This window comes from Histidinibacterium lentulum, assembly GCF_003789055.1.
In the GTDB taxonomy this organism is placed as follows: Bacteria; Pseudomonadota; Alphaproteobacteria; order Rhodobacterales; family Rhodobacteraceae; genus Oceanicola; species Oceanicola lentulus.
In genome coordinates, this window is sequence record NZ_ML119084.1 from 454474 (window position 1) to 481135 (window position 26662).

Below are 26662 nucleotides of genomic sequence, written 5' to 3' on the forward strand. Positions count from 1 at the left end.
ATCGGCGCCCGGCTACACTTTCCCCAACGAGAACCCCGAGGCAGGGTCGCACGAGCCGTATCCCCCGACGCCCGGCCCGCCCCCGTGCGCCGGTCCGTGCGGTCGCCCCCTCGACCCGCGCGAAGGTGACCATGCCGCCGATCCCGAAGCCGCCCCGGAGCCCGGCACCGACGACCGCAGGGCCGACGCCCGGCGCCGTCCGATGAGCTGGCTCGCCCTCCGCACGGAGCCGCCCCGACCGGACGGCGCGCGCCTCCTGCCCGCGTCCGGCGCGTCGCCGGACTGGCCCGTGGCGCGCGGCACGCTCCTCCTCGACTGGCGGTTCGAGCCGGCCTTCGCCGCCCTGCCGCTTCTCGATTACGCCACCCGCGCGCCCTGGGAGGCGGGTGTCGCCCTGCGCTTCGCCCGGGACCGGCTGCGGATCGAGATCCGCCAGGGCCCGAGCCTCGCCAGCGCCTCGCTCCCCGTCGATGCGGCGCGCGCCGTGCACGGCTTTCTCGTCGCCGTGGCCTGGGACGGACCCGCTCGAAGCGGGCGGCTCGCGCTCCTCGATCCCGACGGCCGCATCGCGGCGGAGACCTCCATCGCGGGCCCCCCGCCCCTGACCATGGCTCTCGCCCTACATGGGCCTTTCGCGCGACATCTCCGCCTTCGGCGCGCAGCGGTTCGAGCTGACCGGCTCCGACGTGGAATACCTCTTCGACACCGACCGCGTCCGCTGCACCGCGTCCCAGCTCCTGCGCAGCCCTATGGCGCGGCGCGAGCCCGCGCCGCCGCTCATGCGCTACGTCTCCCCGGTGCTGGACCGGCCCGCGCTGCTCGACGTGGCGGGCCTCGGCTGCGAGACCCTGCGCCCCGGCCCGGAGGCCCTGCATCCGCGGACGGTGCTCGCCCGGATGCCGCGTACCCTCTGCCCGAGCGAAGACCCGGCCCCGCCGCGGACCCTGGCCGATTACGAGGCGATGGATCTCCTCCACCGCCGCAGCGCGGCCTGAGCCGCGCCGCCCTCAGTCGTAGAAGGGCGTCATCTGCGCGACGATGACGGAGTTCTCCTCGAGCGCGCGGGCCATCAGCGCCCGCTCCTCCTCGGGAATGTCGTGCCCCTCGGCCTCCCGCTCGGCCAGCGTGCCGTAGCCCGACACGTCGAGCGGCGCCATGTCGGCGCGCTTGAGGATCGCCACGGTTTCCCGCACCGCCTCGGCCTCGTCCACGCCGCTCGCATAGACCATGAGAGCCGCCCCGGTCGCCGCCTCGGGCAGACCGTCGCCGGCCTTCCGGCCGACCTCGACGAGCAGGGTGTAGACCTCTTGCGCCATGCCCTCCTGTGGGTCGGCGGCGGGCCGGCGTCAAGCCCGGCCCGCCACCGTCCGCCTCAGGCGGAGCGCTTGAACATCCGCGCGACCCAGATCAGCAGGCTTGCCCCGATGAACCCCGCGATCAGCGATCCGAACCAGCCGTAGGCCGCGGTCCCGAAGATCAGCGAAGCGAGGAAGTTGAACACGATGGCGCCGACGATCCCCAGAAGGATGTTCATCAGGAGCCCCATGTTCGCGTTCATGAATTTCTCGGCCAGCCACCCGGCGAGTCCGCCGATGATGATGGCCATGATCCAGCCTACACCTTGCATTGAGTCAGTCCTTTCCGTCCGTTCGCCCGGCCGTTGCGGGCACTACCCGCGGTAACGGCCGGGCCGGGACGGTGTTCCGCCGCGCCTTACGGGCAGGCCGCGGTGAAGGTGCCGCCGGTCTGCGGATCGCGGTAGACGCAGTTGCCGGCCTGGGTGCGCCGCAACACGTCCTGCGCGATGGCGGCGGTCGCGCCGCCGATCAGCGCCCCGCGCACCGGTTCGTCGTCGTCGATCAGCGCGCCGGCGGCCGCGCCGGCGGCGGCGGTGCCGGCTGGGTTCTCGCAGGCCGCGAGCAGCCAGATCGGGGTCAGAAGAGCGGCAAGACGTGTCATGGAATGTACCTCCGTGTTGGTCGGAGCGTCCGGACCGGGCCGGCCGGTGCGGGCGCACGGTAAAGGGGGAACCACGTCCCGCCGCGGGTGTTCCAACCGCTCCCCGCCCGCCGCCGGACAGGCCCGCAATCCCCGCCACCCCTCCACAGCGCCCCGCACCGCGCCGCCGCACCTGCACAACGCTCTCGCACCGGGTAGGCCGGGCTTGGCCCGGCAACGCCCCCTTCCCCCGCCACAAAACCCTCAAGAACGCGCGACCGCACCGTCCCGATTCTGTTGCGCGCCGATTTTCAATTGAAATCAATGCCCTGACCGGCCGTCCACGCGTGGACGCCCCCGGAGGCCTCAGTCCCGCAGAAGCTCGTTGATCCCGACCTTCGAGCGGGTCCGCTCGTCCACCCGCTTCACGATGACCGCGCAGTAAAGGTTCACGCCGCCGGCTGACGGCATCGAGCCCGAGACCACCACCGAGTACGGCGGCACCTCGCCATAGCTCACGCTGCCGGTTTCCCGGTCCACGATCTTCGTCGACTGCCCGATGTAGACGCCCATGCCGAGCACGGACCCCTCCCGCACGATGCAGCCCTCCACCACCTCGGACCGCGCGCCGATGAAGCAGTTGTCCTCGATGATCGTCGGGTTCGCCTGCATCGGCTCCAGCACGCCGCCGATCCCGACGCCGCCCGACAGATGCACGTTCCGGCCGATCTGCGCGCAGGAGCCGACCGTGGCCCATGTGTCCACCATCGTGCCCTCGCCCACATAGGCGCCGAGGTTCACGAAGGACGGCATCAGCACGACGCCCCTGCCGATGAAGGCCGACTTCCTCACGACGCAGTTCGGCACGGCGCGGAACCCCGCCGCGCGCCATTCCGCCTCGCCCCAGCCCGCGAACTTGCTGTCCACCTTGTCCCACCAGCCGCCACCCTGGGGCCCGCCGGGCTGCAATTCCATGTCCTTGATCCGGAACCCCAGCAGCACCGCCTTCTTGGCCCACTGGTTGACGTGCCAGTCTCCGTCAGCCCCCCGCTCCGCCACGCGCAGCTCGCCGCTGTCGAGCGCGTTCAGCGTGGCCTCGATCGCCTCCCGGGTCTCGCCCCCGGTCGCGGGCGTGATGCCGTCGCGGTCGTCCCAGGCGGCCTCGATCACGGATTCCAGCTGATGCAGGGACATGCCTCGCGCTCCTCTCATGCTAAGTTGGCGCCTTGTGCCGCAACGTCCCCCCCGGCGCAATCGCGCGGGGACGCGAAAAATCTGCGGCTTTCGCCCCGGCGCCGCCACATCGGGACCGCGTCCCCGCCGGGACCGCCCGGCACAAGGCCTCGTCCCCCTCGACAGGAGCCTCTCCATGACCAGACCCCTCGCCCTCGCCGCAGCTCTCCTGACGGTCCTGCCTCTCTCGGCCATCGCCCAGCAGATGCCCCGCACGCCCGCCATGACGCAGCCCGCCTCGGGCGACTACTGGATCGACCCCGCGACCGGCTGTTCCTACGTCCGCACCCATGTGCCCGGCTGGCCGCCCGCCTGGCACCTGATCCGCAACGGCGCGCAAATCGGCCTGACGAACGCGCGCCGGGGCTGCGCCGTCACGCTGCGCGCCGGCGGCTGAGCGCACGGGCGGCGCCCGCCTCCGCCGTGGCGCCGTCCCCTCCCGACGTCCGGGCCCGCGGCACCCCGCGTTGGACTTCCCCGCCGGACCCTGCCATCTAGCGTCCGACCCGGCAGACCGCCCCGGACGAGGACCAGATGGACGACAAGCACCGCCACCCCCTGCGCGACAGCCGCCTCGACCGCACGACGGCCGAACACCGTCAGGCGACGCCGCAGGCTCTCTCGCCCACCTACCGGCTCGCCTTCGACGATCCCGATTTCCTGACGCGGCCCGAACTGCGGCCCGTGCGGCTCCAGCTCGAACTCCTTAAGCCCGAACTGGCCATGGACGAGGCCGGCATCGTCTCGACGATCGTGCTCTTCGGCGGCGCCCGCATCCCCGAGCCCTCCCGGCGCGACACCGCCCGCACCGAGACGCTGGCAGAGCTCAGCCGCTACTACGACCAGGCCCGCCGCTTCGCCCGGATGGTGACCGAGCGCAGTGTCGCCTCGGGCGGCGGCGCGGACGTCATCGTCACCGGCGGCGGGCCGGGCGTCATGGAGGCCGGAAACCGCGGCGCCGAGGACGCAGGCGGCCGGTCCATCGGCCTCGGCATCGTGCTGCCCCACGAACAGAGCCCGAACCCCTACATCACCCCCGAGCTCAGCTTCAACTTCCACTACTTCGCGATCCGCAAGATGCACTTCCTGATGCGCGCCCGCGCGATCTGCGTCTTCCCCGGTGGCTTCGGCACCATGGACGAGCTCTTCGAAAGCCTGACGCTGATCCAGACCGGCCGCATGGAACGCGTGCCGGTCCTCCTCTTCGGGCGGCCCTTCTGGGAGCGGATCGTCAACTGGGAGGCCCTCGCCGACGCCGGCACGATCTCCCCCGAGGATCTCGAGCTCTTCCGCTACGTGGAGACCGCCGAGGAGGCCCTCGAGGCGATCGACACCTGGGAAGGCGCCGGTCAGCGCCGCGTGGTCATCCCGGGGCGGTAGCCCTTACCGGCTATCTTGCCGTTGGGTTCTCCTGCCGGTATTGAGCGATCCGCTCAATGGCGTATGCAAGAATTGGCTGATCGGGGTCATGAAAGGACTCCTGGCCACGTTTCTGCAGCGCATCGAACAGCGGATCGACCTCGTTCCACATTCGATCAAGAGCGGAACCTTCTGCCCGAGCCTGCTCAAGGTCCATACTATGGTGATCCATACAATACTGGATCATTTGCAGTGTCGCGCGCTGATCTGGCGTCGTCGGCCATCCGCCACGACCTTCGGCATATGCAAAGGACCACCCCCACATGAAGGAAAGTTCGATTGCCAGCATGTCGTCCGGATTATCTTGAATTTCAGCCGCGCCCTCCACTCCGACTAGATGTCCGGTGGCGAGCAACTGCTGCGTCAGAAAACTCTTCCGACCAAAGGCCGACGCCTCCCTGAGCATCTTCTCGGCGCTAGGATCTACTTCCGTCCGCAGGAGCTTCGGCCATTTCATCGGTCAACCCCAGATCGGAATTCCTACTGATCTGATACTTGCCTGATCCTACCCAGCGATCAAGAACCGTACCACCTGAGCCATGATCGCAGTTCCGCAATGTCGACCATCATTCCGATGATGATGTTGGCGAAGAGTCCGCTCACCCCAAGGTAGGATGGGTTTCCAACCCATCTCTCCCGAACGCTTCCCGAAACAGCGCTCCGCCGCGCCCTAGTTCACCCGCCGCGGCGCCAGCCCGATCGCCTGCCGCTCCTCCTCGAGCCTGAGCGCCGCGCGGGCGAGGTTGTCCCGTGCCACGGCGCCGCCCACGCCCTCGGGCAGCACCTTCTGCGCCTGCAAGAGGTCGCGCCCCCGCTGCTCCAGACCGATCCGCCGCAGCCCCTTCGCGGCACGCGACCTGGCCGGAACGGCGAAGCTCGGCTCGTATCCGTCGAGCCGGGCCGCGACCGGCTCGAGCGCCTCGGGATCGCGGACCTCCCCGACCTTGTGCCGGTAGCTCACCCGGTTCGGCAGGCAGAGCCAGGCCGAAAGCTCCTTCGCCCGCTCGACAAGCTGCACGACGAGGTAATCCGTTCCCTGCACCAGTTCGAAGGTGCAGGACGGCTTCAGCGCCTCGTAGGGCGAGAGCGGCACGACCTTGCGCGCCACGGGCACGATGCCGCTGATCGCCTTGACCGCCTCGGGCACCGAAACCGCCCCCGTCGCCTCGAGAAACCGCTCGCCCTGCCGCTTCGCCTTCGCTGGATCGGCCGCCACGGCCCCGCCCTTCAGCACCACGGGCGCGAAGAACACCAGCGCGTTCGCGAGGGGCACCGCGCCCTGCTCCGTCACCGGCCCGTGAAAGCGCGCAACCGCACCGTCCCAGGACCACACGACCCGCGTGCGCACCTGCGCCACGACCGGGTCGCGAAGCACTGCGGCGCCGATGGGCGCAGGGACCGACAGAACGTCGAAAGCGATGCCGTTGATGGTCAGCCGGTCGGCCATGGCGGTTCCCCTGTCCTCAGGTCCGAACCCGATACAGCCCCCCGCCCGGAAGAGGAAGCCTCAGCCGAGCCCGGTCTCCGCCGCGATCTCCGCCCGGCTCTTCCGCGCCCGCTCGGTCGCGGATTTCAGCTGTCCGCAGGCCGCCATGATGTCCTCGCCCCTCGGGGTGCGGATCGGCGCGGCATAGCCGGCCTTGTAGACGATGTCGGCAAAGGCCTCGATCCGCTGCCACTCCGACCGCTCGTAGGGCGCGCCGGGCCATTCGTTGAAGGGGATCAGGTTGATCTTCGCCGGAATGCCCCTCAGCAGCCCCACAAGCCGCCGCGCATCGGCGTCGGTGTCGTTCACGCCCTTCAGCATCACGTATTCGAAGGTGATCCGCTCGCTGTTGCTGGCCTTCGGATAGGCCTTCAGCGCCTCCAGCAGCGCCGCGATGTTCCAGCGCTTGTTGATCGGCACCAGCCGGTCGCGCACCTCGTCCGTGGTGGCGTGGAACGAGACGGCGAGCTGGCAGCCGATTTCCGTGGCGCAGCGCGCGATCTCGGGCACGACGCCGCTCGTCGACAGGGTGATCCGGCGGCGGCTCAGGGCGATCCCCTCACCGTCCATGGCGATCTTCATGGCATCCCGCACGTTGTCGAAATTGTAGAGCGGCTCGCCCATCCCCATCAGCACGATGTTCGACAGAAGCCTCGGCCCGCTCTCGCCCGTCCCTTGCCCGGGTTCCGGCCATTCGCCCAGATCGTCCCGCGCCAGCATGATCTGGCCCACGATCTCGCCTGCGGTCAGGTTCCGCACCAGCTTCTGCGTGCCCGTGTGGCAGAAGGAACAGGTCAGCGTGCAGCCCACCTGGGAGGAAATGCACAGCGTCCCGCGATCCTCCTCGGGGATGTAGACCACCTCCACCTCGTGCCCGCCCGCGATCCGCACGAGATACTTGCGCGTCCCGTCCGCCGAGACCTGCCGGCTCACCACCTCGGGCAGCGCGATCTCGAACCGCTCGGCCAGCATCGCGCGATAGGGCTTGGCGAGGTTCGTCATCTCCGCGAAATCCCGCACGCCCCAGTGATAGACCCACTGCCAGAGCTGGTTGACGCGCATCTTCGCCTGCTTCTCGGGCGTGCCGGCCTCGATCAGCGCGGCGCGCAGGGCGTCGCGGGTCAGGCCGACGATGTTGACGCGGGCGCCCTCCGGCAGCCTGCGCGGAATCGTCATCACGTCCTGGGTGATTGGCGCGTCGGTCATCGGTCTCTCCACGGGGCCGCCCCCAGTCATCCAGTGCGAAAGGGGCCGCTCCCCGAGCGACCCCTCCCCAATTCCGTCACATATAGGCGAAACCGCCCGCGGCGTCACCCCGCGCAGCGCCGCTCCGCCTCTTCCACCGCCGCGGTGAACCCCAGCAGCGAGAAATCGTGCACCACGTTCGTCCCGCGGTTCGAGAAGGACGACAGCTCCACCTGGGACGCCTGCTTCATCGAGCGGATCAGCGCGGCATCCGCCTCGGGGTTGGCAGGCCAGGCCCATGTCGCCTCGGTGAAGAGTTCGTGCTCCGCCGAGCCGACCGTGACCTCGATGGTCTGCTCCGTGTCGAAGGTGAAGCCGCCGTGATAGGCCACCTGCCCCTCGGCGCCCTCCGCCGGGCGGTAGACCACCGTGAGATACGGCGGATCGGTATTGGCCGTCACCTCGGTCCCGTCCCGGAAGTACCGCGCCTCCTGGGGCGAGGCCATGGCGAAGCACTCCGAGCCGTCCTCGGCAACGTAGACATACCAGTCCGTCTCGACCTCGGGCGTCGCCGCCTCCTGTGCCGCGGCGTTCCCCGCGAGGAACGCCACCAGGACCGCGCCCGTCAGAACTCTCGTCATGCGCCCATTCCCCGTATCAGCCTGCACAGCGGTTCTGTGCCTCTTCCAGCGCGGCCGTGAAGCCGAGCAGCGAGAACTCGTCGATCGTCACGTTGCCCCGGCCCGACCGGCCACGCACCTCGGCCTCGGCGCCGCGCCGCATCGCCGCCACCAGCCGCGCGTCGTCCTGCGGCGTCGCGGGCCAGGCCCACTCGCCCTCCGTGAAAAGCTCGAACGTCTCACCGCCGATGGTCATGGTCACGGTGGAGCCGCCCGCAAAAGGATAGCCGCCGGTAAAGGTCACCTGGCCCTCCACGCCCTGTCCCGGCCGGAAGAAGACGAAGAGCAGGATCTCGCCGCGATTGCCCGACGTGGGATTGCCGCTCGAATCCACCAGCCGCGTGGATTTCGGAGCCGAGACGCTCCAGCATTCCCGCGGGTTCTGCTCGACGAACACGCTCCAGTCCGTATCTGCGGCGACCCGGTTCGTCGACTCCTGCGCGACCGCGCCGGTCGCGGCCAGCAAGGCCGCGGCAAGGAGTCCCTTGCGCATCGCTCCGAAACTCATCGTTCCCGCCTCCACGTTCTCTCCGGACCTGTTCCGGTCCGTCCTGTTCCGCCCGCCCCACCGCGATGCGGACCGCACGGCCCCTGCTCGGTGACCCCGCGTCCAGCGCCCGGCGCGTCTCTTCTTTCCGGCTGGCAGACATCGCTGCAACCCTTTACCGGCCCATGTAGCAGGATTCCGCCGTGGGGCGAAACCCCCGCCCGGTCACGGCCGCGTGCGGAAAGCCGCTGCAAAACAGGGCGCTAGAACAGGGCGAAATCGATGTCGACTCCGGCAGACCTCGTGGAACTGACGCGCGGCGACCGCCGCGAATGCCTGCACCGCGGTCACGCGGTCATCGCCGACGCCTCGGGCGCCGTCCTCGAGGCCTGGGGCGATCCCGGCATCGTCATCTATCCCCGCTCCTCCCTGAAGCCGATCCAGGCCCTGCCGCTCGCCGAGGCGCTTCCGGATCTTGCCCCGCGCCGCCTCGCCCTCGCCTGCGCCAGCCACGAGGCGGCGCAGGACCACACCGACCTCGCGGCGGCCTGGCTGACCGCAATGGACCACACCTCCGAGGCGCTGCTCTGCGGCCCCGAGGAGCCCCGCGACCGCCCCGCCCGCGACGCCCTGATCCGCGCCCATGGCACGCCGGGCCGGATCCACAACAACTGCTCGGGCAAGCACACGGGCTTCCTGCAGCTGTCCCGCCATCTCGGCGCGGGCCCCGACTATTGCGACCCCGCCCACCCCGTGCAGCGGCGCGTCCGCGACGCCCTCGAGGACCTCTGCGGAGAGATCAGTCCCGGCTACGGCATCGACGGCTGCTCGGCGCCGAATTTCGCGGTCAGCCTCCGGGGCCTCGCCCGGGCCATGGCCCGATTCGCCACTGCCTCCGGCACGGAGGGCCGCGAGGGCGCCATGGTCCGCATCCGCGAGGCCATGACGGCCCATCCCGAACTGGTGGCCGGCGAAGGCCGCGCCTGCACCGAGCTCATGCGCGCCTGCGCGGGCCGCGCCGCGATCAAGGGCGGGGCGGAGGGCGTGAACGTGGCGATGCTGCCCGGCCCCGGCCTCGGCATCGCGCTCAAGATCGAGGACGGCGCCGCCCGCGCCTCCGAATGCACCCTCGCCGCCCTTCTCGTCCGCCTCGGCGCGGCCGACCCCGCCCACCCGGCGGTCGCGGCCCGCCTGGCGCCCGAGTTGCGCAACTGGGCAGGCCTCGCGGTGGGCCGGATGCGCAGCCTGATCTGACGTGCTCGCGGTCTTTCTCGAAACCCTGCCGTTCTTCGCGCTCATCGCCCTCGGCTACGGGGCGGGCCGCACCGGCTTCTTCCCCCCCGAGGCCACCGCGTACCTCACGAAGTTCGTCTTCTACTTCGCCCTCTCGGCGATGCTCTTCCGCTTCTCCGCCACCCTCTCCCTCGGCGAGCTCTGGGACCGCGACTTCGTCTGTGCCTATCTCCTCGGCACGGGAGCGGTCTATCTTCTGGCCACCCTCGTGGCCCTGCTGCGCCGTCGCAGCATGGCCGAGGCCGCGGTCGAGGCCCAATGCGCAGCCATCGGCAACACCGGCTTTCTCGGCATTCCCATGCTGGCGCTCCTGCTGGGCGAAGCCTCCATCGGCTACAACATGATGGTGCTCGCGGTGGACCTCGTGGTCTTCTCCTCGCTGATCGTGATCCTCGTGACGATCTCCCGCGAGGGTCGCCTGCGGCCCCGGGTGCTGGGCACCGTCGCCCTCGGCCTCGTGAAGAACCCGATGATCGTGGCCATCGTGGCGGGCCTGGCGGTCTCCGCCCTCGGCTGGACCCTGCCCGCCCCCGCGATGGACTTCCTCGTCCTTCTCGGCAACGCCGCCACCCCCGGCGCCCTCTTCGCCATCGGCGCGTCCCTCGCCACGAAATCCGCGGAACGCCTTGCCGTGGCGGGCTGGCTCACGACCGCGAAGCTCCTGCTCCACCCGGCCGCCGTCGCCCTCTCCGCCCTGTGGTTCTTCGAGGTCGCGCCCTATCCCGCCGCGGTGATGATCGCCGCCGCCGCCCTTCCCGTGGCGGGCAACATCTACATCCTCGCCCAGCACTACGGCGTCGCCCCCCAGCGTGTCTCCGCCGCGATCCTGCTGTCCACCGCCCTCTCGATCCTCACCCTGCCCGCGATCATCGCCGGGGTGCTGGCCCTGCCCTGAGCCCCCGGCCCGCCCCGGGGTTCCCCGCCCCCTCCTCATCTGGCCCGAAATATTCCCTCGCGCCCTCTCCCCTTGCCCGTCCTGCGGGACACCTCACCCCGCGGGACGGCGGGCGGGGCGATGCGCGGCACGCGCGAGCGACGTCCCGCCGTCCCACCCTTCCGGTCCGCGGTTCCCCGTGCCACTCTCGCCCGGACACCCGGCGACGGAGACACGATGCAGACCCTGTCCGAGACCCGCTGCTTCGGCCGCACCCAGCATGTCCTCACCCACCGTTCCGAGGCCACGGGGACCGACATGACCTTCGGCCTCTACCTGCCCCCCGGCGCCGCCGCCGCCGCGCCGGTGCCGCTCCTGTGGTATCTCTCGGGCCTCACCTGCACCCACGAGAACGCCATGGTGAAGGCCGGTGCCCAGGCCCATGCCGCCGAGGCCGGGATCGCGCTCTGCTTTCCCGACACCTCCCCCCGGGGCGAGGGCGTGGCGGACGACGACGCCTACGATCTCGGCCAGGGTGCCGGCTTCTACGTCGATGCGACCGAGGCGCCGTGGTCTCCGCACTTCCGCATGAAGAGCTACCTGGCGGGGGAGCTGCCCGCCCTCCTCGCCCGCCACTTTCCGGTCGACCCCGGACGGCAGGGGATCACCGGCCATTCCATGGGCGGCCACGGCGCGCTGACGCTGGCCATGACCGACCCGGGCCGCTTCCGCTCGGTCTCCGCCTTCTCGCCCATCTGCAACCCGACAGAAAGCGACTGGGGCCGAAAGCAGCTCACCGCCTACCTCGGCCCCGATACCGAGCGCTGGGCGGAGGCCGACGCCACCCGGCTGATGGAGGCGACGGGCCTCGACATCCCCCTTCTGCTGGACACCGGAACCGCCGACCAGTTCTGGGACCTCCTGGGAACCGAGGCCTTCGCCGCCGCCTGCGCCCGCGCCCGCGCGCCCGCGCAGATCCGCCTGCAGCCGGGCTACGATCACAGCTATTTCTTCGTCTCCACCTTCATCGCCGACCACATCGCCTTTCACGCAGAGGCGCTCTGGTCCTGACCCGGAAGACCCGCCCATGAGGATCTCCCCCGCCGGCCACACGGCCTCTGAACAAGGCTCCGCCGACCGGTTCACCGGCCCGGTCTGCATGGCCGCCCTCTCCGGGGCCGAAGCCCCCGGCACGGTGCAGGTCAACCCTGCGACCAGCGGGCCGCGTCGGCACGGCGCGCGCCCGGATACCGCCATGTCCCGTGTCGCGATCGAGGAGGCCGGGGCGGGCGCCGACACGCAACGGCAGGACCAGGTCACCGACGCGGACCGTTCCGCCCCATGATCTACGTCGATGCCGATGCCTGCCCGGTCAAGGCAGAGGTCGAACGCGTGGCCAGCCGCCACGCGACCCCCGTGGTCCTCGTGTCGAACGGCGGCATCCGCCCCTCCCCCAACCCCCTGGTGGAGATCGTCGTGGTCCCCGAAGGCCCCGACGTGGCCGACAGATGGATCGCCGATCGGGCCGGGCCCGGCGATCTCGTCATCACCTCCGACATCCCTCTCGCCGCCCGCGCCGTGGCCGCCGGCGCCCTGGTGCTCAAGCCCGACGGCACGGCGCTGACCTCCGCCAACGTCGGCCATGCGCTGGCGAGCCGCGACCTGATGACGGACCTGCGCGCCGCCGATCCGTTCCGGCAGGGCTCGGGTCGCGCCTTTTCCCGCGCCGACCGGTCGCGCTTTCTCGACGCGCTGGAACGCACCCTCCGCAGCCTCGCAAGGACACATCCATGACCGCACCCAAGGCCGTCGTCTTCGACATCGGCAACGTGCTCTTCCACTGGGCGCCAGAAGCCTTCTACGACCGCGTCCTCGGCCCGGCCGAAAGCGCCCGCCTCTTCGCAGAGGTGCCGCTTCTCGCCATGAACGAGCGCGTCGACAACGGCGCGCCCCTGGACGAGGAGATCGCCGCCCTCGTGCGCGCCCATCCCGACTGGCACGAGGCCATCGCCACCTGGCAGACGCGCTGGATCGACCTCACCGGCCCGGTGATCGACCGGTCCGTGCGGCTCCTGCGCGCGCTCCGTCGCAAGGGCGTGCCCGTCTACGCGCTCTCGAACTTCGGCCGCGAGACCTTCGTGATCTCCGAGAGCCACTATCCCTTCCTCGAGGAATTCGATCACAGGGTGATCTCCGCGCACCATGCTGCCATGAAGCCCGGTGCGCGGATCTACGAGATCCTCGAGACCGAGACCGGCCAGCCACCCGAGGCGCTGCTCTTCACCGACGACAAGGCCGAGAACGTGGCCGCCGCCGCCGCCCGCGGCTGGCACATCCACCACTTCGACGGCCCCGGGGGCCTCGCCTCCCGCCTCGTCGCCGCGGGCCTGCTCACCGAGGCGGAGGCCGCCTGACGCCGCCCCCTGCGGCCGGGCGACGCGGCAAGACGTCCCGCCCGAGGATTCGCCCCACCGCCCCGGCAGACCGCGGTCGGCCGGGCGCGCCGCCCGCTCTCCTGACCGGGCCGGGTCGCATCGGGCCGGCTTCGCCCGCCCGGTCCGCCCGGGCCTGCGTCGCGACGGTCCGCCACCCGCTCCCGCCCTTCACTTGCAGCCCATGAGAGTTAGATGTTTGGGCCACTCGCGTTTTCCGGGTATGCGTCTGTATGCAACGTTTTCAGCCATGGCTCAGGCGATGGGAACTCCGGCCCGACGGTCCGGCGTTCGCCACGCGCCAGTCGGACTTCCTGCCCGTGGTCTGGCGGCGGCGGGCGGCCATGCTGCGCATCTCCTTCGACCCGGGCAAGCAGACCGGCGCACGGGTGCTCACGTGGTGGCGCGGCGGCGGGGCCGCCGACGTGCTCGCCATCGACGGACCCGCGCTCCTCATGGCGCGGGGCGGGCGGGCCGAGGGGCTGATCTGGCGCGCGGTCCAGGACGACGAGGGGACGGTCCGCATCCTCTGCACCCTCGCCGCCCGGCTCCACGCGCCGCGCGGCACCGAACGGCCCGCGCCCGGGGGAATCCCCGGTCTTGCCGAGCACTTCCGTCACCTGCTCTCCCAGCGCGGTCGGGCGAAGTTCCCCCTCGCCGCCAGCCATGCCGAGGCCCTCTTGGCAGAGCCCGACGGCCCCGCCCAGGTCCTCCACGGCGACCTGCATCACACGACCGCGCTCCTCTTCGGGCCGGGCGACTGGCGCGCCATCGACCCCCTCGGCCTGGTCGGTGAACGGGCCTTCGATTACGTTCCGATGCTGTTCCAGCCCGACCTCGCCGATCCCTCGCAGGAGATCGCGGCGAATCCCGCCACCTTCCGCGACCGCCTCGCCCGGGTCGCCGCCGAAAGCGGGGTCGAGGCCGACCGCCTGCGCCGCTGGGCCGTGGCCTACGGCGCGCGCGTCTCGCTGGAGGAACACGCCTCCAACGACCCGTCCCGCGCCCGCGCGGACGTGGCGCTGCGGATCGCCGCCCTCGCCGCCGACACCGCAACCTGACCGCCCTGACGCCGCCATGCGCGAAAAGTCCCGGGTCCGCGGCGGCCGATCCCGCCGTTCCGTCCCGCCCCGCCGTCTCTCCCGGTGCGATGCCCCGGACCGGCCGCCTCAGGCCCGGTGATAGGGTGTCCCCGCAAGGATCGCCGCTGCGCGGTAAAGCTGCTCGGCCAGCATCACCCGCGCCAGCATGTGCGGCCAGACCATCGCCCCGAAGGACAGCATCAGGTCGGCCCGCTCCCTGAACCCCGGCGCCACCCCGTCAGCGCCGCCGATGACGAAGGCCGCCTCGCCGCGCCCCGCGTCGCGCCAGCCGCCCAGCAGCTCCGCGAACCCGGGCGAGGTCATCCCCCGCCCCCTTTCGTCGAGCACGCAGAGCGCCGCGCCGCCGGGCACCGCCCGATCCAGCAGCGCCGCCTCCGCCTCGGGACCGCCGCCCTTGCGATCCTCGACCTCCACCAGCCTTGCCGGTCCGAGGCCCAGGGCCCTCCCGGTGCGGTCGAAACGCAGCAGGTAGTCATCCCACAACGCCTTCTCCGGCCCGGCCCGCTGCCGGCCCACGGCGGCGATGACGACCTTCACCGGATCAGCGCTCGGTCGCGCCCGCGGACTGCCCCTGAGGCAGCCACATCTTCTCCAGCTGGTAGAACTCGCGCACTTCGGGGCGGAACACATGGACGATCACGTCGCCCGCGTCGATCAGCACCCAGTCGCCGCTCTCCTTGCCCTCGACCTTGCAGAGGACGCCCTGCCCCTGCTTCAGCCGGTCGGTCAGCTTCTCGGCAATGGAGACGACCTGCCGGGTGGACCGGCCGGAACAGATGACCATCCAGTCGGCCATTTCCGACCGTCCGCGCAGATCGATCGTCACGATCTCCTCGGCCTTGTCGTCATCGAGTGAGGAAAGGATGGCGTCGAGGATCGTCTCGCTCGTCGCCGAATGGTGCGCGGCCGTCATGCCGGCGCCTTCAGAAGCGGGATATGCCGCCAATGAGGGGAAAGACAGTGTGCAGTCCTCCGAACTGTCGCGCCTGCCAATGCCCCGGCGCCGGGCATGGCACAAAGGTAGCAACAGGAGGGCCACAATTCAATGAAGGGACGGCCGCCCGTCTGCGCCCGTCCCCTCATCTCACAGGCCCGGCAGCAGCGCGCCGAGGCTGCGCCCCTCGAAGGTCGCCCCGCCCTTGAACCCGAAGGTGTATGTCGCGCCGAGGCTGGCAAAGGCCCCGTCGTCGCCGAAGCGGCCGAAGCCCACGTCGGCCCGGCCGTACTCCGCCGTCAGGTCCACCGCGCCCAGCGCCACCCGCGCCCCGACGGCGGCCCGCCCCACCTCCAGCCTGCCGCCGAAATCCGCGCTCGCGGCGGAGGCGGTGAAGGACAGCCAGTGATTGGCGTAGTACTCGCCCGAGATGCCCATGGCGTGGCCATCCGACCCGCCGTACTGCCCCGAGGCGTAGAACGCCTCCGCCGTGCCCTGCGCGAAATCGTAGACCGCCTCGATCCCGGCGAAATCCGCGTCGCGGCCGTCGAGGCTCTCGATCCCCGCGAAGAGGCCGATGGACAGCTCCGGCATGGCGTGGACGATCCCGTGCAGCGCGAGGCTCTGCCCGCCCGCGTCGTCGAGGCCGTAGCCGTGGAAGGCGAGATCGCCCTGAACCGCGAAGATCCGCCCCAGTTCGACTTCCGCCGATCCGGAAAGGCTCCGGCGCTCGGCGTCCGCCCTGTCGCCGTCGCGGTTCGTCACCTCCTCGACAAGGCCCGAATAGCTCAGCGTGACCGATCCGCCGGTCACATCGACGGCCAGCGCCGGGCTGGCGACACCCGTTCCCGCCGCGATCAGCACGGCAAACAGTCTTCTGGTCATATCTGCTCCGACAGGTTGCTGTGGCGATGTTGTCCTCGCCTGTCGTCAGATTCTCGCATCGGGGTGGCCTCTGGCAACCCCAAGCGCGAAACGACGCTCCGTCACCCGGCCGCGTGCCGGCCGGCGCGCGCCCTTGCCTGACGCCGGGCGCGGGTGTATCTGCGGCCCATGCAACGCTTCTTCGACATGGATGACCGCGCGCGCCTGCCCTGGCGCTTCTATGGCGCGACCTTCTCGATCCTCGCACGCCCATGACGGCCGCGCACCCGGGGTGCGCCTGCGACGACTGTTTTCACGTTCCATGACGGGAGAGGACCGATGTCCCCCAAGACGCTCTACGACAAGATCTGGGATGCCCACGTCGCCCACGAGGCCGAGGACGGCACCAGCCTGCTCTACATAGACCGCCACCTCGTGCACGAGGTCACCAGCCCCCAGGCCTTCGAGGGCCTGCGCCTGGCGAACCGCAAGGTCCGCGCGCCCGAAAAGACCATCGCCGTGCCGGACCACAACGTGCCCACGACAGATGACCGCGTGAACGGCATCACCAACGAGGAAAGCCGCATCCAGGTCGAGGCGCTGGACCGCAACGCCAAGGACTTCGGGATCCACTACTATCCCGTCTCCGACATCCGGCAGGGGATCGTGCACATCATCGGCCCCGAGCAGGGCTGGACCTTGCCCGGCATGACCATCGTCTGCGGCGACAGCCACACCGCGACCCACGGCGCCTTCGGCGCTCTGGCCCATGGGATCGGCACATCCGAGGTGGAGCACGTCCTCGCCACCCAGACGCTGATCCAGAAGAAGTCGAAGAACATGAAAGTCGAGATCACCGGGAAACTCGGCCCCGGGGTCACCGCCAAGGACATCACCCTCAGCGTGATCGGCAAGACCGGCACGGCGGGCGGCACCGGCTACGTCATCGAGTATTGCGGCGAGGCGATCCGGTCCCTGTCCATGGAAGGCCGGATGACCGTCTGCAACATGGCCATCGAGGGCGGCGCCCGCGCCGGCCTGATCGCGCCCGACGAAAAGACCTTCGAGTATATCAAGGGCCGCCCCCACGCGCCGAAGGGTGCGCAGTGGGAGGCCGCGATGGCCTGGTGGCAGACGCTCTATTCCGACGACGACGCCCATTGGGACAAGGTCGTGACGATCCGGGGCGAGGATATCGCCCCGGTCGTGACCTGGGGCACCTCGCCCGAGGACGTGCTGCCGATCACCGCCGAGGTCCCCGACCCCGAGAGCTTCCAGGGCGGCAAGGTGCAGGGCGCCCGCCGCGCGCTCGACTACATGGGCCTGAAGCCGGGCACGAAACTGTCGGACATCGAGATCGACACGGTCTTCATCGGCTCCTGCACAAATGGCCGGATCGAGGACCTGCGCGCTGCCGCGGCGGTGCTCAAGGGCAAGAAGATCGCCGTGAAGCGCGCAATGGTCGTGCCGGGCTCGGGCCTCGTGCGCGCCCAGGCCGAAGAGGAAGGCCTCGCCGACATCTTCCGCGAGGCGGGCTTCGAATGGCGCCTCGCGGGCTGCTCCATGTGTCTCGCCATGAACCCCGACCAGCTCTCGCCCGGCGAGCGCTGCGCCGCCACCTCGAACCGCAATTTCGAGGGCCGGCAGGGCCGGGGCGGCCGCACGCACCTGATGTCGCCGCAGATGGCCGCCGCCGCCGCGATCACCGGCCGGCTGACCGACGTCCGCGAGATGATGGCCCCCGCGCCGGAACCCGCCTGATGGACGCGCGGTCCGGCCCTGGGAGTGCCGTTGCGGCCGTTGCATTCGGCGTGCCTGTGCACGCCCCGTGCACAGCCTGCATCACCGCCGCGTCCGGCCGGGCCGCGCAACTCCCGCAACACGCAACGCGCGGCCCCAGACCGGCCCGCGCCACAGGACCCTGATCCCATGGACAAGTACGAAACCTTCACAGGCATCGCCGCTCCCCTGCCCCAGATCAACGTCGACACCGACATGATCATCCCCAAACAGTTCCTGAAGACGATCAAGCGCACCGGCCTCGGCGTGAACCTCTTCGACGAGATGCGCTACGACGACAACGGCGCGGAGATCCCCTCCTTCGTGCTCAACCAGCCGGCGTATCGTGAGGCCGAGATCCTGATCGCCGGCGAGAACTTCGGTTGCGGCTCCAGCCGTGAGCATGCGCCCTGGGCGATCCGCGATTTCGGCATCCGCTGCATCGTGGCGCCGAGCTATGCCGACATCTTCTACAACAACTGCTTCAAGAACGGCATCCTGCCCATCGTCCTGCCCCAGGAGCAGGTCGACATCCTGATGGCCGACGCCGAGAAAGGCGCCAACGCCCGCATGACCGTCGACCTCGAGGCCCAGGAAATCACCGCTTCGGACGGGCAGGTGTTCCGCTTCGAGCTCGATTCGTTCAAGAAGCACTGCCTTCTGAACGGGCTTGACGACATCGCCCTGACGCTCGAGAAAGGCCCCTCCATCGACGCCTTCGAGGCCCGCGCAGGCCTCGAACGCCCCTGGGTCTGACCGGGACGGCCGGAAAACCGCCGGGAAGCCTACCTCAGGGTTAACTTTCCGGCGGCACACCCGGTCAACATGTCGAGGGTCTGACCCGCCCCTCCCGCAGCATGTCGTAGCCGCCTTCACCCTGCCACAGGCGTGCTCGAAAATGGTTGCACCCCTGCACCAGACTCGCCTCAAAACCGCCACCTTGCGCAGGCCTTCTTCCGGCCGTGCCTTGAAGGGTCGGAACGAGTTGGGCAGAATCATGGCAAAACTGAGGCAGTCGGCGGCCAACCGCCGAACGGAATCGACAGGCGGCAGGCAGCCATGCGCTTTGCACCACCCGAACCGGGAGTTCGGGACATGATCTCCCGTCTGACGGGGGCGCTCCTGCGGGCGCTGCTCGTGGTGCTCATGGTCGCCACACCCTCGGCGCTCCTGCCCGGCACGCCCGTCGATACGGTGGAGATCGTGGTGCTGGTGGCCCTCGTCGGCGCCCTCTTCACCCTGATCGAGTACAATTCGCACTATCCCAGCCTCGTGGAGTTCCGAGAGGCGCCGCCCTTCAACCGGGTGCGCTTCCTGTCGCTCTTCGCCTGCGTCCTGCTGCTCTCGCTGATCGCCCGCGGCCAGAGCTATCCGACCACCCTGACCGACATGTTCTCGGTCATCGGACATCAGGTCGGTCTGTGGATCGATTTTCCCTACTCGCCCGTGCGTCTCGTGGTGCTGATGATGCCCGAGCACAGCTCCCCGGCCCTGATCGAAAAGGTCCGCACCGCCGCCGGCCTGAGCTACCTCATCTCGATTCTCTCGCTCTGCGCCTTCGTCGTCATCCTCCGCCTGCGCCACTGGCCGGCACGGCTCGGCGGCTTCAACGTCTGGGTGAACCTGCCGACCTTCGACCCGACCGGTCGCGGCGACGTGGTCGAGCGCCTGCGCCGGGACGCCCAGATTAACCTGATCTTAGGCTTTCTGCTGCCATTCGTGATACCGGCGCTGGTGAAGCTCTCGTCCGAACTTCTGAACCCGGTGAGCCTCGAAAACCCGCATACGCTGATCTGGACCATGACCGCATGGGCGTTTCTTCCGGCCTCCCTCTTCATGCGCGGCATCGCCATGAACCGGGTCGCGCAGATGATCTCCAACCAGCGCCGCGCCTACGCCGAGGCGCGCGGCGAGGATACGTTCGCCCCCGCCTGATCGCGGCCCTGGCCGGCCATCTCGTGGCAGCTCTCCTGGTCACGGCCGCCGCCGCCGAAACCATCCGGGTCGCGGTCTATTCCGCCCCTCTCTCCCGCGCCGGGCCGGGCCTGCTCCTGCGCGACATCCTCCGCGAGGAAGGGCAGGCCATGGCCGCCGCCGCCATCATCCGCGCGGTCTCCCCCGACATCCTGCTCCTGGCCGAGTTCGACCACGACGGCGGCCTCGCCGCCGCCCGCGCCTTTGCCGGGGTCGCGGGCGGGTATCCCCATGTCTTCGCCCTCCGGCCCAATTCGGGGATGCCCACCGGGCTCGACATGGATGGAGACGGCCGCAGTGGCGACGCCCGGGATGCCCAGGGCTACGGGCGCTTCGCCGGAGACGGAGGGTTGGCGCTGCTGTCCCGCTGGCCGATCGACACCGGGGCTGTGCGGGACTTCACACCCCTCCTGTGGCGCGACCTTCCCGGCGCCGTCCTGCCGCAACTGGACGGCGCCCCCTTCCCCTCGGCCGAGGCTCAGGCCCTGCAGCGCCTCTCTTCCACCGGGCACTGGGTCGTCCCCGTCGATACGCCCGAGGGACGCCTGCTGATCCTCGCGCACGCCGCGACGCCTCCCGTCTTCGACGGTCCCGAGGACCGCAACGGCCTGCGCGCCCGGGACGAGCTGCGCCTCTGGGAGGCCTGGCTCGACGGCGCGCTGGGTCACCGGCCCGACCTGCCCTTCGTGCTTCTCGCCAAGACCAATCTCGACCCCGTGGACGGCGAGGGCGACACCGCCGCGATGGCCGCCTTCCTCGCCCGTCCCGACCTTCTCGACCCGCGCCCTTCCAGCCCCGGCGCCCTTCTGACAGCGGACCCCGGGCACCGGGGCGATCCGGCTCTCGACACCGCCGACTGGCCCGACGGCGCCCCCGGCAACCTGCGCGTCAGCTACGTCCTGCCGTCGCTCCACTGGGAAGTTCTCGACGGGGGCACCCTCTGGCCCGCCCCCCGGACACCGCTACACGCGGAGGCCGAGGCCGCGGGACCCCACCGCCTCGTCTGGGCGGATATCCGGCGGCAGCCCGGCCCGCATGACGGTGGCGATGTCGGTCGCAACGAACCCCGGCACAAGCCGCCCGAACGTCTCGCCGGAGAGCCGGTGCGAGACCGACCATAGGTAGCGCATCTCCAGCAGTTCGCGCGCCAGCTCCCAGACCGGCGCGCCGAGCCGCATCGCCCACCAGGGAAAGCCCGCGATCCGCACCCGCCTGCCCAGAGCCGACTCGAGATCCGCCTGCAGCTCCCGAAGGCTGAAGGCATGGCCCGGAAACGGGATATCGGCAAAGATCGGCAGGGTCTCCCTGATCTCCGCAAGTGCCAGCGCCGCCCGCGCCACGTCCGGCACATAGGCATAGGCCTGCATCGCGTCCGGATCCCCCGGCGCGGTCAGGCGACCGCGCCGGATCTGCCGCAACAGAAGAAGCGCCATGACGTCCGTGCCCGAGTCCGGGTCAATGAAATTCCCCGCCCGCAGCACGATCGTCCGCACGCCCGATTCGCGATAACGACGTTCCATCGCGACCCGCACCCGCCCCTTTCTCGAGCAGGGGCGCTGCGGCGTCCTCTCATCCCAGACGCCGCCGTCGGAGCCGAAATTGTAGACGTTGCCCGGCAGGATGACCGTCGCCCCGCAGGCCTTCGCCGCAGCGATGACCTGCTCCGTGATTTCGGGAACCAGCCTGTCCCAGGCGTGGTAATCCGGCGGATTGAGCCCGTTCAGGATGACATCCGCGCCGCGCGCCGCAGCCGTCATGTCGGTGCCGCGCCGATAGCGCGCGACGGTCCATCCGGCCGCACCGAACACGCTCGCGCAATGGGCGCCGAACTTTCCGCTGGAACCGAGGATCAGGATACTGGGCATGGAAACCTCCTTTCGATGACGCTCCTCCGTCGCCCATTCGAATCCGAAGGGAAATTGACCATTTCCGATGGATGCCCATTCAATACTGCATGGCTTACATTGATCGACTCGACTGGTCCCTCCTGCAGACCTTCCTCGCCGTGGCCGAGACCGGCAGCCTCACCGCAGCCGCCGCGCGCCTCGGCCTGTCCCAGCCCACCGTCGGCCGGCATGTGCAGGCCGCCGAGACCGCCCTCGGCACGCCGCTCTTTCGCCGACATGCCCGCGGCCTCGCCCTGACCGAAACCGGGGCCGATCTCCTCGCCCCCGCGCGCCAGATGCAGGAGGCCGCAAGCCGCATCGCCCTCGCCGCAGCCGGCCGCGAGGAACGGCTCAGCGGCGTCGTCCGCATCACCGCCAGCGACGTCACCGCGCTGCATCACCTGCCCCCCCTTGTTGCCCGCCTGCGCCGCGAGGAACCCGAGATCGAGGTGGAGATCCTGCCCTCCGATGACAGCCGCAACCTGCTTTATGGCGAGGCCGACATCGCGGTCCGCATGTACCGTCCCCGCCAGCTCGATCTCGTGACCCGCCACCTCGGCGACGTGCCCATTGGTCTTTATGCCGCGACAGCCTATCTCGACCGGGCGGGCCGCCCCAGGACGACCGAAGAGGCGCTCCGGCTCGATTTCGTGGGCCACGACCGCAGCCGCCTCCTGGTCGACGGTTTCGCCCATGCCGGGGTCACGGTGACCCGTGACTGGTTTCCCGTCCGCTGCGACGACAATGCCGTCTACTGGGAGCTGGTGCGGGCCGGGGCCGGCGCGGGCTTCGCCCAGCGCCCGGTCGGCGACGCCGACCCCGGCGTGGAGCGGATCGAGACCGGCCTCGACCTGCCCGTCCTGCCGATCTGGCTGACGGCGCACGAGGCAATCCGGTCCACTCCGCGCATCCGCCGCACATGGGACCTGCTGGCCGAGGGCTTGCGGCCGCTCTGCCGCGCCCTGCCGCCGCTTGACCCCCCCTGACGGCCACGCTACGCGACCCCGACCCGATCAGCCCTGACCCGACGCAACGGAGCCCAAGACCATGGCCAATCCCTCCCTTCTCATCCTCGCAGGCGACGGGATCGGCCCCGAGGTCATGGCCGAGGTGCGCAAGGTCATCGACTGGTTCGGGACCCGCGGCCTCGCCTTCGACGTGACCGAGGACCTGGTGGGCGGCGCCGCCTACGACGCCCACGGAACCCCCCTCACCGACGCCACGATGGACAAGGCCCAGTCCGTCGACGCCGTCCTTCTCGGCGCGGTGGGCGGCCCGAAATACGATGTCCTCGACTTTTCCGTGAAGCCCGAGCGCGGCCTCCTGCGCCTGCGCAAGGAGATGGACCTCTATGCCAACCTCCGCCCCGCCCAGTGCTTCGATGCGCTTGCGGATTTCTCCTCTCTCAAGCGCGACGTGGTGGCCGGCCTCGACATCGTCATCGTCCGCGAGCTGACCTCCGGCATCTACTTCGGAGAGCCCCGCGGGATCATCGAGGAAGGCAACGAGCGCGTGGGCATCAACACCCAGCGCTACACCGAGAGCGAGATCGAGCGCGTCGCCCGCTCCGCCTTCGAGCTCGCCATGCGCCGCGGCAGGAAGCTCTGCTCGATGGAAAAGGCCAACGTGATGGAATCGGGCGTCCTCTGGCGCGAGGTCGTCACCGAGGTTGGCCGCGACTACCCCGAGGTCGCGCTCAGCCACATGTATGCCGACGCGGGCGCCATGCAGCTCTGCCGCTGGCCGAAGCAGTTCGACGTGATCGTCACCGACAACCTCTTCGGCGACCTCCTGTCCGATGCCGCGGCCATGCTGACGGGCTCGCTCGGGATGCTGCCTTCTGCCTCGCTCGGGGCGCCCATGGCGAACGGCCGGCCCAAGGCGCTCTACGAGCCGGTGCACGGATCTGCACCCGACATCGCGGGCACCGGCAAGGCCAATCCCATCGCCTGCATCCTGTCGTTCGCCATGGCCCTGCGCTACTCCTTCGACATGGGCGCCGAGGCCGACCGGGTCGAGGCCGCGGTCGAGGCGGTGCTGGCGGACGGCCTCCGGACGGCCGACCTTCTGGGCGAGGACGGCGTGCAGCCGGTCACCACATCGGAGATGGGCGACGCGATCGTGGCAAAGCTCGCCGAGAGCGTTTGACCTCTCGCGCCCGGTCGTGACAAGACCCTGAGAGACAGGTCTCAGGGTCCTCCGATGCAGTCAAATACGAGGGGCGCGCTCTTCGCCCTCGCCGCCTTCGGCGTGTTCGCCACCCACGACGTCATCGTCAAGGTTCTCGGCGGCGACTACGCGCCGTTCCAGATCATCTTCTTCTCGGCCCTGCTCAGTTTTCCGCTCGCGACGCTGATGCTGATCCGCGACGCGGAGCCCGGCACACTGGTGCCCTCACATCCCTGGTGGCTCGCGCTCCGCACCGTGGCCTCGGTGATCACCGGAGTCGCGGCCTTCTACGCCTTCTCGGTCCTGCCGCTGGCGCAGACCTACGCCATCCTCTTCGCGGCGCCGCTGATCATCACCGTGATCGCCATTCCGATCCTGGGGGAGGTCGTGCGCATCCGGCGCTGGGCGGCGGTGATCGTCGGCCTGGTCGGCGTCATCGTGGTGCTCCGCCCGGGCGGCGCCGAGCTTGGCCTCGGCCATGCCGCGGCCCTGACCGCGGCCATCGGCGGAGCGGTGGCCTCCGTTGTGGTGCGCAAGATCGGCGCCGACGAGCGGGCCGTCGTCCTGCTGCTCTACCCCCTTCTCGCCAACGTCCTCGTCATGGGGATCGCGCTCATCTGGATCTACGAGCCGATGCCCGTCGAGGACCTCGGCCTGATGGTCCTGATCTCGCTTCTCGGCTGGATCGGCGCGCGCCTCATCGTCTCGGCCTACAACACCGCCGAAGCCGCCATCGTCGCGCCGATGCAATACTCCCAGATCATCTGGGCCACCGTCTACGGCTATGTCTTCTTCGGCGAGACCCTCGACGCCGCCACCGCCATCGGCACGTCCATCATCATCGCGAGCGGCCTCTACATCGTCCTGCGCGAAAGCCGCGCGGGCACGTCCTCGACGACCCCGGTCCTGCGGTCGCGCTCGCGGCCGGGGACGCCGTCGAGCCTGCGCATCAGCGCGCTCATGCGCCTGCGCGGGATTCACCCCGAAGACCGGGTCCACGGCCCGAAGGACCCGCCCGACAAAGCCGAATGACCCTTGCCAAACCTCGCCGCCCTCTCTAGGGACGCCGCACGGTCGGAGTGTAGCTCAGCCTGGTAGAGCACTGTCTTCGGGAGGCAGGGGCCGGAGGTTCGAATCCTCTCACTCCGACCAGTATTTTCCGTCACTTGCAGCGGGAATAATCACGCTGCTTTTTGAGGGCAACTGTGAGCCCTCACAGCATCAGGCCTCTCCGGCCCCCATCGGTCTAGATTCATGACTCTCGATCCAGGCCGCAGCGCGCAGCCTCGGGTGGATGCACAGGGTCGATTCTCTGATCAGCAACGCCGATCGCCCTGCTGGACAGACCGCGATCGGTAGTTGCTTCTTGTCTACGACGCAAAGACGGGCACGGGCGTAGCTCCCTATGCCAAAGATCCAATTTGACCGACCGTTCGTTACCTCTTGAAGTCTGCGTGTCGATCTTCTGTGCCCCGGGACGACCGGCATCGCGACCTTCGTTCAGCGGCGGTGCTGAGCGGGATCGGACAGTGACCTTCTCTTCGGGATGATGTCGGCTCGAAGCGCCGGAAGGCAAAAGGACCGGTCGGATAGTCTACCTTCGAGAACCAGACCCTTCCCAGAGGAGAGCCTGCTGGCAGGACATGCACGTCCGGATCGATCCGCTGCAGTGCGTCGACACCAGGTGACGGTGGCAGGCCCTCCACGCAGCCCGGGCCCGGTTACTGCGAGGCCACGATGAACGCTGCACGTTCAGGGTCGCCGCCGCCGAGCAGCCAGTCCCTGATCGACATCCCCTCGAGGTCGTCCTGAGGGGCACGGAACAACCGGTCGTACTCCCTGGCGGAAAGCCGTGTCCGAGCGGCCTTCAGGACCTTGGAAAGGTACGGCAGCTCCCCCCTTTCGGAAAGCTGGAACGCAGGGATAAGCCATCCCCGGCCGCGCGGTCGCGGGATCGCCACGAGGCTGCCGTCGCTGATCCTCTGCCGCAGCCGACTGTCGCCGACACCCATCAGGCTCGCGGCCTCCGCCAGGGGGATCGCCTCCCCCGTCATCCGTGCAAGCCCGCTGAGACCTTCTTTCACTGGCTCCGATGCGTAGAAGTCCTCACGTGACATCTCGCTCGACGTGTCGATGCCCGACAGCGCAAGCGCTTCCTGCTCGGCATCGGTCAGATCTCCCTCCGCATCCTCGTCACGTTCGACGATCTGCGCGGTCAGCGACAGCGCGACCTCGGCGATCCGGCGCGTCTTGTCGTCTGACAACGCCTTCAGGATCGCATCGAGATCCGACTTCGTTTGCTTGTTGCCGAGGAACTCGGCGGGAACGTGAAGAGCTTCGGTCATCTCTGGCCTCCACCGTTCGACATAGTGCGTTAGCTACCGTTAGTCAATTTGCGTTAGCTTGCGTTAAGAAGAGGGCAGAGCTCCCGTGGTCTGTCAGGCCATGCTCAGTAGCAATCGAGCCGAACGGTCGCCGCCTGGAGACGTTTCGCGAGATCGACCCCGGACAGAGGGTCGGTTGGCACCGGAACGGGCAGATCGATCATGTTGATCCGCGCGAAGGCCGAGCCGAACTCGCCCCTGATTGCGAAGTTGACGTTCTGTGGGATCGATCCTGACGAGGTGAGGAGATACCTGTCGCTGAGACGGCTAACCACGACGCCGACGACATGCCCGTACATATCGACGACAGGACCGCCGGAATCTCCCGGTTGAACAGGAGCCGTGATCTGCATCTGCGTGTTGTCTTGATCGAGGCCACTGAGCGACGAGATCGCACCGCGTGTCACGTTGAAACGTAACCGGCCGGTTAGGACCGCAGCTCAGGCGACGGCCTTGTCCTCCTGAGTGAGCGGCACCCAGTTCCACGGCAGCAGGTCGTCGAGGCGGTTGATCTTGTGGTCGCCGATCCGGGCGAGGATGTC

General features: G+C 69.6%; 31 protein-coding genes, 1 tRNA gene and 1 pseudogene. 18 read left to right on the forward strand and 15 right to left on the reverse strand.

What is annotated here, in order from left to right:
- Positions 1-623: 623 nt before the first annotated feature.
- Positions 624-995 carry a Hint domain-containing protein gene (locus EAT49_RS10595; protein ID WP_123642281.1) on the forward strand — a complete coding sequence of 124 codons (372 nt, stop codon included), beginning with the start codon at positions 624-626 and terminating at the stop codon, positions 993-995.
- A gap of 12 nt (positions 996-1007) precedes the next feature.
- Here the strand turns inward: EAT49_RS10595 and EAT49_RS10600 are convergent, their stop codons facing one another.
- From EAT49_RS10600 to dapD, 4 genes are all read right to left on the reverse strand, one after another.
- Positions 1008-1316 carry a hypothetical protein gene (locus tag EAT49_RS10600; protein ID WP_123642282.1) on the reverse strand — a complete coding sequence of 103 codons (309 nt, stop codon included), beginning with the start codon at positions 1314-1316 and terminating at the stop codon, positions 1008-1010.
- 56 nt (positions 1317-1372) lie between these two features.
- A complete protein-coding gene (locus tag EAT49_RS10605; protein ID WP_123642283.1) occupies positions 1373-1627 on the reverse strand; it encodes a GlsB/YeaQ/YmgE family stress response membrane protein in 255 nt (84 codons plus the stop codon).
- Positions 1628-1713: 86 nt separating this feature from the next.
- A complete protein-coding gene (locus tag EAT49_RS10610; RefSeq protein WP_123642284.1) occupies positions 1714-1959 on the reverse strand; it encodes a hypothetical protein in 246 nt (81 codons plus the stop codon).
- Positions 1960-2304: 345 nt separating this feature from the next.
- The gene (gene dapD, locus EAT49_RS10615; RefSeq protein WP_123642285.1) at positions 2305-3132 is read right to left on the reverse strand and encodes a 2,3,4,5-tetrahydropyridine-2,6-dicarboxylate N-succinyltransferase; all 828 of its coding nucleotides are present in this window, start codon (positions 3130-3132) and stop codon (positions 2305-2307) included.
- A 175-nt stretch (positions 3133-3307) separates the two neighbouring features.
- Between dapD and EAT49_RS10620 the strand changes: the two genes are divergently transcribed.
- Together EAT49_RS10620 and EAT49_RS10625 are read left to right on the forward strand one after the other, a co-directional pair.
- Complete coding sequence (locus EAT49_RS10620) at positions 3308-3568, forward strand: hypothetical protein (RefSeq protein ID WP_123642286.1); 261 nt, start codon at positions 3308-3310, stop codon at positions 3566-3568.
- A 137-nt stretch (positions 3569-3705) separates the two neighbouring features.
- Positions 3706-4551, forward strand: coding sequence for an LOG family protein (locus EAT49_RS10625; protein WP_123642287.1), 846 nt, complete (start codon positions 3706-3708; stop codon positions 4549-4551).
- A 10-nt stretch (positions 4552-4561) separates the two neighbouring features.
- Here the strand turns inward: EAT49_RS10625 and EAT49_RS10630 are convergent, their stop codons facing one another.
- The 5 genes from EAT49_RS10630 to EAT49_RS10650 all read right to left on the reverse strand — a co-directional run bounded on the left by EAT49_RS10630 (position 4562) and on the right by EAT49_RS10650 (position 8434).
- Positions 4562-5047: a hypothetical protein gene (locus EAT49_RS10630; protein WP_123642288.1), complete on the reverse strand. Its 486-nt coding sequence runs from the start codon at positions 5045-5047 to the stop codon at positions 4562-4564.
- Positions 5048-5260: 213 nt separating this feature from the next.
- Positions 5261-6037: a hypothetical protein gene (locus EAT49_RS10635; protein ID WP_123642289.1), complete on the reverse strand. Its 777-nt coding sequence runs from the start codon at positions 6035-6037 to the stop codon at positions 5261-5263.
- 60 nt (positions 6038-6097) lie between these two features.
- Positions 6098-7282, reverse strand: a complete 1185-nt coding sequence (gene rlmN / locus EAT49_RS10640) for a dual-specificity RNA methyltransferase RlmN (protein WP_123642290.1) — start codon at positions 7280-7282, stop codon at positions 6098-6100.
- Positions 7283-7386: 104 nt separating this feature from the next.
- Positions 7387-7902 carry an invasion associated locus B family protein gene (locus EAT49_RS10645; RefSeq protein WP_123642291.1) on the reverse strand — a complete coding sequence of 172 codons (516 nt, stop codon included), beginning with the start codon at positions 7900-7902 and terminating at the stop codon, positions 7387-7389.
- A gap of 16 nt (positions 7903-7918) precedes the next feature.
- The gene (locus EAT49_RS10650; protein WP_123642333.1) at positions 7919-8434 is read right to left on the reverse strand and encodes an invasion associated locus B family protein; all 516 of its coding nucleotides are present in this window, start codon (positions 8432-8434) and stop codon (positions 7919-7921) included.
- A 276-nt stretch (positions 8435-8710) separates the two neighbouring features.
- Here EAT49_RS10650 and EAT49_RS10655 point away from each other — a divergent pair, with 276 nt between their 5' ends.
- The 7 genes from EAT49_RS10655 to EAT49_RS10685 all read left to right on the forward strand — a co-directional run bounded on the left by EAT49_RS10655 (position 8711) and on the right by EAT49_RS10685 (position 14088).
- A complete protein-coding gene (locus EAT49_RS10655; protein WP_123642292.1) occupies positions 8711-9682 on the forward strand; it encodes an asparaginase in 972 nt (323 codons plus the stop codon).
- Between the two features lies 1 nt (position 9683).
- Entirely contained in the window at positions 9684-10616 is a 933-nt protein-coding gene (locus EAT49_RS10660; RefSeq protein WP_123642293.1) for an AEC family transporter, read from the forward strand.
- 216 nt (positions 10617-10832) lie between these two features.
- Complete coding sequence (gene fghA, locus EAT49_RS10665; RefSeq protein ID WP_123642294.1) at positions 10833-11666, forward strand: S-formylglutathione hydrolase; 834 nt, start codon at positions 10833-10835, stop codon at positions 11664-11666.
- A gap of 16 nt (positions 11667-11682) precedes the next feature.
- Entirely contained in the window at positions 11683-11940 is a 258-nt protein-coding gene (locus EAT49_RS10670; RefSeq protein WP_123642295.1) for a hypothetical protein, read from the forward strand.
- Positions 11937-12389, forward strand: a complete 453-nt coding sequence (locus EAT49_RS10675; RefSeq protein ID WP_123642296.1) for a YaiI/YqxD family protein — start codon at positions 11937-11939, stop codon at positions 12387-12389. Before EAT49_RS10670 ends, EAT49_RS10675 begins: the two co-directional genes overlap by 4 nt.
- The gene (locus tag EAT49_RS10680) at positions 12386-13009 is read left to right on the forward strand and encodes an HAD-IA family hydrolase (protein ID WP_123642297.1); all 624 of its coding nucleotides are present in this window, start codon (positions 12386-12388) and stop codon (positions 13007-13009) included. The genes EAT49_RS10675 and EAT49_RS10680 overlap by 4 nt, the downstream gene beginning before the upstream one ends.
- A gap of 251 nt (positions 13010-13260) precedes the next feature.
- A complete protein-coding gene (locus tag EAT49_RS10685; protein WP_123642298.1) occupies positions 13261-14088 on the forward strand; it encodes an aminoglycoside phosphotransferase family protein in 828 nt (275 codons plus the stop codon).
- 108 nt (positions 14089-14196) lie between these two features.
- Here EAT49_RS10685 and rlmH read toward each other — a convergent pair whose 3' ends face one another.
- The 3 genes from rlmH to EAT49_RS10700 all read right to left on the reverse strand — a co-directional run bounded on the left by rlmH (position 14197) and on the right by EAT49_RS10700 (position 15949).
- A complete protein-coding gene (gene rlmH, locus EAT49_RS10690; protein WP_123642299.1) occupies positions 14197-14667 on the reverse strand; it encodes a 23S rRNA (pseudouridine(1915)-N(3))-methyltransferase RlmH in 471 nt (156 codons plus the stop codon).
- Positions 14668-14671: 4 nt separating this feature from the next.
- Positions 14672-15043, reverse strand: a complete 372-nt coding sequence (gene rsfS, locus EAT49_RS10695; RefSeq protein ID WP_123642300.1) for a ribosome silencing factor — start codon at positions 15041-15043, stop codon at positions 14672-14674.
- 171 nt (positions 15044-15214) lie between these two features.
- Complete coding sequence (locus EAT49_RS10700) at positions 15215-15949, reverse strand: hypothetical protein (protein ID WP_123642301.1); 735 nt, start codon at positions 15947-15949, stop codon at positions 15215-15217.
- Positions 15950-16267: 318 nt separating this feature from the next.
- Here EAT49_RS10700 and leuC point away from each other — a divergent pair, with 318 nt between their 5' ends.
- The 4 genes from leuC (at position 16268) to EAT49_RS10725 (ending at position 20802) form a co-directional block, all read left to right on the forward strand.
- A complete protein-coding gene (gene leuC / locus EAT49_RS10710) occupies positions 16268-17689 on the forward strand; it encodes a 3-isopropylmalate dehydratase large subunit (protein WP_123642302.1) in 1422 nt (473 codons plus the stop codon).
- Between the two features lie 168 nt (positions 17690-17857).
- A complete protein-coding gene (gene leuD, locus EAT49_RS10715) occupies positions 17858-18463 on the forward strand; it encodes a 3-isopropylmalate dehydratase small subunit (RefSeq protein WP_123642303.1) in 606 nt (201 codons plus the stop codon).
- Between the two features lie 339 nt (positions 18464-18802).
- Entirely contained in the window at positions 18803-19642 is an 840-nt protein-coding gene (locus EAT49_RS10720) for a hypothetical protein (RefSeq protein ID WP_123642304.1), read from the forward strand.
- Between the two features lie 23 nt (positions 19643-19665).
- Positions 19666-20802, forward strand: a complete 1137-nt coding sequence (locus tag EAT49_RS10725; RefSeq protein WP_246003819.1) for an endonuclease/exonuclease/phosphatase family protein — start codon at positions 19666-19668, stop codon at positions 20800-20802.
- A gap of 201 nt (positions 20803-21003) precedes the next feature.
- Here the strand turns inward: EAT49_RS10725 and EAT49_RS21775 are convergent.
- Positions 21004-21546 (reverse strand): annotated as a pseudogene (locus EAT49_RS21775) (Rossmann-fold NAD(P)-binding domain-containing protein); the annotation flags it as partial.
- Between the two features lie 89 nt (positions 21547-21635).
- Here EAT49_RS21775 and EAT49_RS10735 point away from each other — a divergent pair.
- From EAT49_RS10735 to EAT49_RS10750, 4 genes are all read left to right on the forward strand, one after another.
- The gene (locus tag EAT49_RS10735) at positions 21636-22553 is read left to right on the forward strand and encodes a LysR family transcriptional regulator (protein WP_123642306.1); all 918 of its coding nucleotides are present in this window, start codon (positions 21636-21638) and stop codon (positions 22551-22553) included.
- 61 nt (positions 22554-22614) lie between these two features.
- The gene (gene leuB / locus EAT49_RS10740) at positions 22615-23715 is read left to right on the forward strand and encodes a 3-isopropylmalate dehydrogenase (protein ID WP_123642307.1); all 1101 of its coding nucleotides are present in this window, start codon (positions 22615-22617) and stop codon (positions 23713-23715) included.
- A 54-nt stretch (positions 23716-23769) separates the two neighbouring features.
- A complete protein-coding gene (locus EAT49_RS10745) occupies positions 23770-24768 on the forward strand; it encodes a DMT family transporter (RefSeq protein ID WP_123642308.1) in 999 nt (332 codons plus the stop codon).
- A 43-nt stretch (positions 24769-24811) separates the two neighbouring features.
- Positions 24812-24888: transfer RNA gene (locus EAT49_RS10750), tRNA-Pro, on the forward strand.
- A 569-nt stretch (positions 24889-25457) separates the two neighbouring features.
- Here EAT49_RS10750 and EAT49_RS10755 read toward each other — a convergent pair.
- Both EAT49_RS10755 and EAT49_RS10760 read right to left on the reverse strand, forming a co-directional pair.
- Positions 25458-26081, reverse strand: a complete 624-nt coding sequence (locus tag EAT49_RS10755; protein WP_123642309.1) for a hypothetical protein — start codon at positions 26079-26081, stop codon at positions 25458-25460.
- A gap of 104 nt (positions 26082-26185) precedes the next feature.
- Complete coding sequence (locus EAT49_RS10760; RefSeq protein ID WP_246003820.1) at positions 26186-26527, reverse strand: serine protease; 342 nt, start codon at positions 26525-26527, stop codon at positions 26186-26188.
- Between the last annotated feature and the right edge of the window lie 135 nt (positions 26528-26662).

Excerpts from the sequence above, each read along its gene's own strand:
- EAT49_RS10645 (WP_123642291.1), bottom strand. The coding sequence starts at position 7,902 with ATGACGAGAGTTCTGACGGGCGCGGTCCTGGTGGCGTTCCTCGCGGGG.
- dapD (WP_123642285.1), bottom strand. The coding sequence starts at position 3,132 with ATGTCCCTGCATCAGCTGGAATCCGTGATCGAGGCCGCCTGGGACGAC.
- EAT49_RS10605 (WP_123642283.1), bottom strand. The coding sequence starts at position 1,627 with ATGCAAGGTGTAGGCTGGATCATGGCCATCATCATCGGCGGACTCGCC.
- EAT49_RS10625 (WP_123642287.1), top strand. The coding sequence starts at position 3,706 with ATGGACGACAAGCACCGCCACCCCCTGCGCGACAGCCGCCTCGACCGC.
- EAT49_RS10600 (WP_123642282.1), bottom strand. The coding sequence starts at position 1,316 with ATGGCGCAAGAGGTCTACACCCTGCTCGTCGAGGTCGGCCGGAAGGCC.
- EAT49_RS10670 (WP_123642295.1), top strand. The coding sequence starts at position 11,683 with ATGAGGATCTCCCCCGCCGGCCACACGGCCTCTGAACAAGGCTCCGCC.
- EAT49_RS10620 (WP_123642286.1), top strand. The coding sequence starts at position 3,308 with ATGACCAGACCCCTCGCCCTCGCCGCAGCTCTCCTGACGGTCCTGCCT.
- EAT49_RS10685 (WP_123642298.1), top strand. The coding sequence starts at position 13,261 with ATGCAACGTTTTCAGCCATGGCTCAGGCGATGGGAACTCCGGCCCGAC.
- EAT49_RS10610 (WP_123642284.1), bottom strand. The coding sequence starts at position 1,959 with ATGACACGTCTTGCCGCTCTTCTGACCCCGATCTGGCTGCTCGCGGCC.
- EAT49_RS10680 (WP_123642297.1), top strand. The coding sequence starts at position 12,386 with ATGACCGCACCCAAGGCCGTCGTCTTCGACATCGGCAACGTGCTCTTC.
- leuD (WP_123642303.1), top strand. The coding sequence starts at position 17,858 with ATGGACAAGTACGAAACCTTCACAGGCATCGCCGCTCCCCTGCCCCAG.
- EAT49_RS10745 (WP_123642308.1), top strand. The coding sequence starts at position 23,770 with ATGCAGTCAAATACGAGGGGCGCGCTCTTCGCCCTCGCCGCCTTCGGC.
- rlmN (WP_123642290.1), bottom strand. The coding sequence starts at position 7,282 with ATGACCGACGCGCCAATCACCCAGGACGTGATGACGATTCCGCGCAGG.
- EAT49_RS10720 (WP_123642304.1), top strand. The coding sequence starts at position 18,803 with ATGATCTCCCGTCTGACGGGGGCGCTCCTGCGGGCGCTGCTCGTGGTG.
- leuB (WP_123642307.1), top strand. The coding sequence starts at position 22,615 with ATGGCCAATCCCTCCCTTCTCATCCTCGCAGGCGACGGGATCGGCCCC.
- EAT49_RS10700 (WP_123642301.1), bottom strand. The coding sequence starts at position 15,949 with ATGACCAGAAGACTGTTTGCCGTGCTGATCGCGGCGGGAACGGGTGTC.
- EAT49_RS10650 (WP_123642333.1), bottom strand. The coding sequence starts at position 8,434 with ATGCGCAAGGGACTCCTTGCCGCGGCCTTGCTGGCCGCGACCGGCGCG.
- EAT49_RS10735 (WP_123642306.1), top strand. The coding sequence starts at position 21,636 with ATGGCTTACATTGATCGACTCGACTGGTCCCTCCTGCAGACCTTCCTC.
- fghA (WP_123642294.1), top strand. The coding sequence starts at position 10,833 with ATGCAGACCCTGTCCGAGACCCGCTGCTTCGGCCGCACCCAGCATGTC.
- EAT49_RS10630 (WP_123642288.1), bottom strand. The coding sequence starts at position 5,047 with ATGAAATGGCCGAAGCTCCTGCGGACGGAAGTAGATCCTAGCGCCGAG.
- EAT49_RS10675 (WP_123642296.1), top strand. The coding sequence starts at position 11,937 with ATGATCTACGTCGATGCCGATGCCTGCCCGGTCAAGGCAGAGGTCGAA.
- rsfS (WP_123642300.1), bottom strand. The coding sequence starts at position 15,043 with ATGACGGCCGCGCACCATTCGGCGACGAGCGAGACGATCCTCGACGCC.
- EAT49_RS10655 (WP_123642292.1), top strand. The coding sequence starts at position 8,711 with ATGTCGACTCCGGCAGACCTCGTGGAACTGACGCGCGGCGACCGCCGC.
- EAT49_RS10595 (WP_123642281.1), top strand. The coding sequence starts at position 624 with ATGGGCCTTTCGCGCGACATCTCCGCCTTCGGCGCGCAGCGGTTCGAG.
- EAT49_RS10635 (WP_123642289.1), bottom strand. The coding sequence starts at position 6,037 with ATGGCCGACCGGCTGACCATCAACGGCATCGCTTTCGACGTTCTGTCG.
- leuC (WP_123642302.1), top strand. The coding sequence starts at position 16,268 with ATGTCCCCCAAGACGCTCTACGACAAGATCTGGGATGCCCACGTCGCC.
- EAT49_RS10755 (WP_123642309.1), bottom strand. The coding sequence starts at position 26,081 with ATGACCGAAGCTCTTCACGTTCCCGCCGAGTTCCTCGGCAACAAGCAA.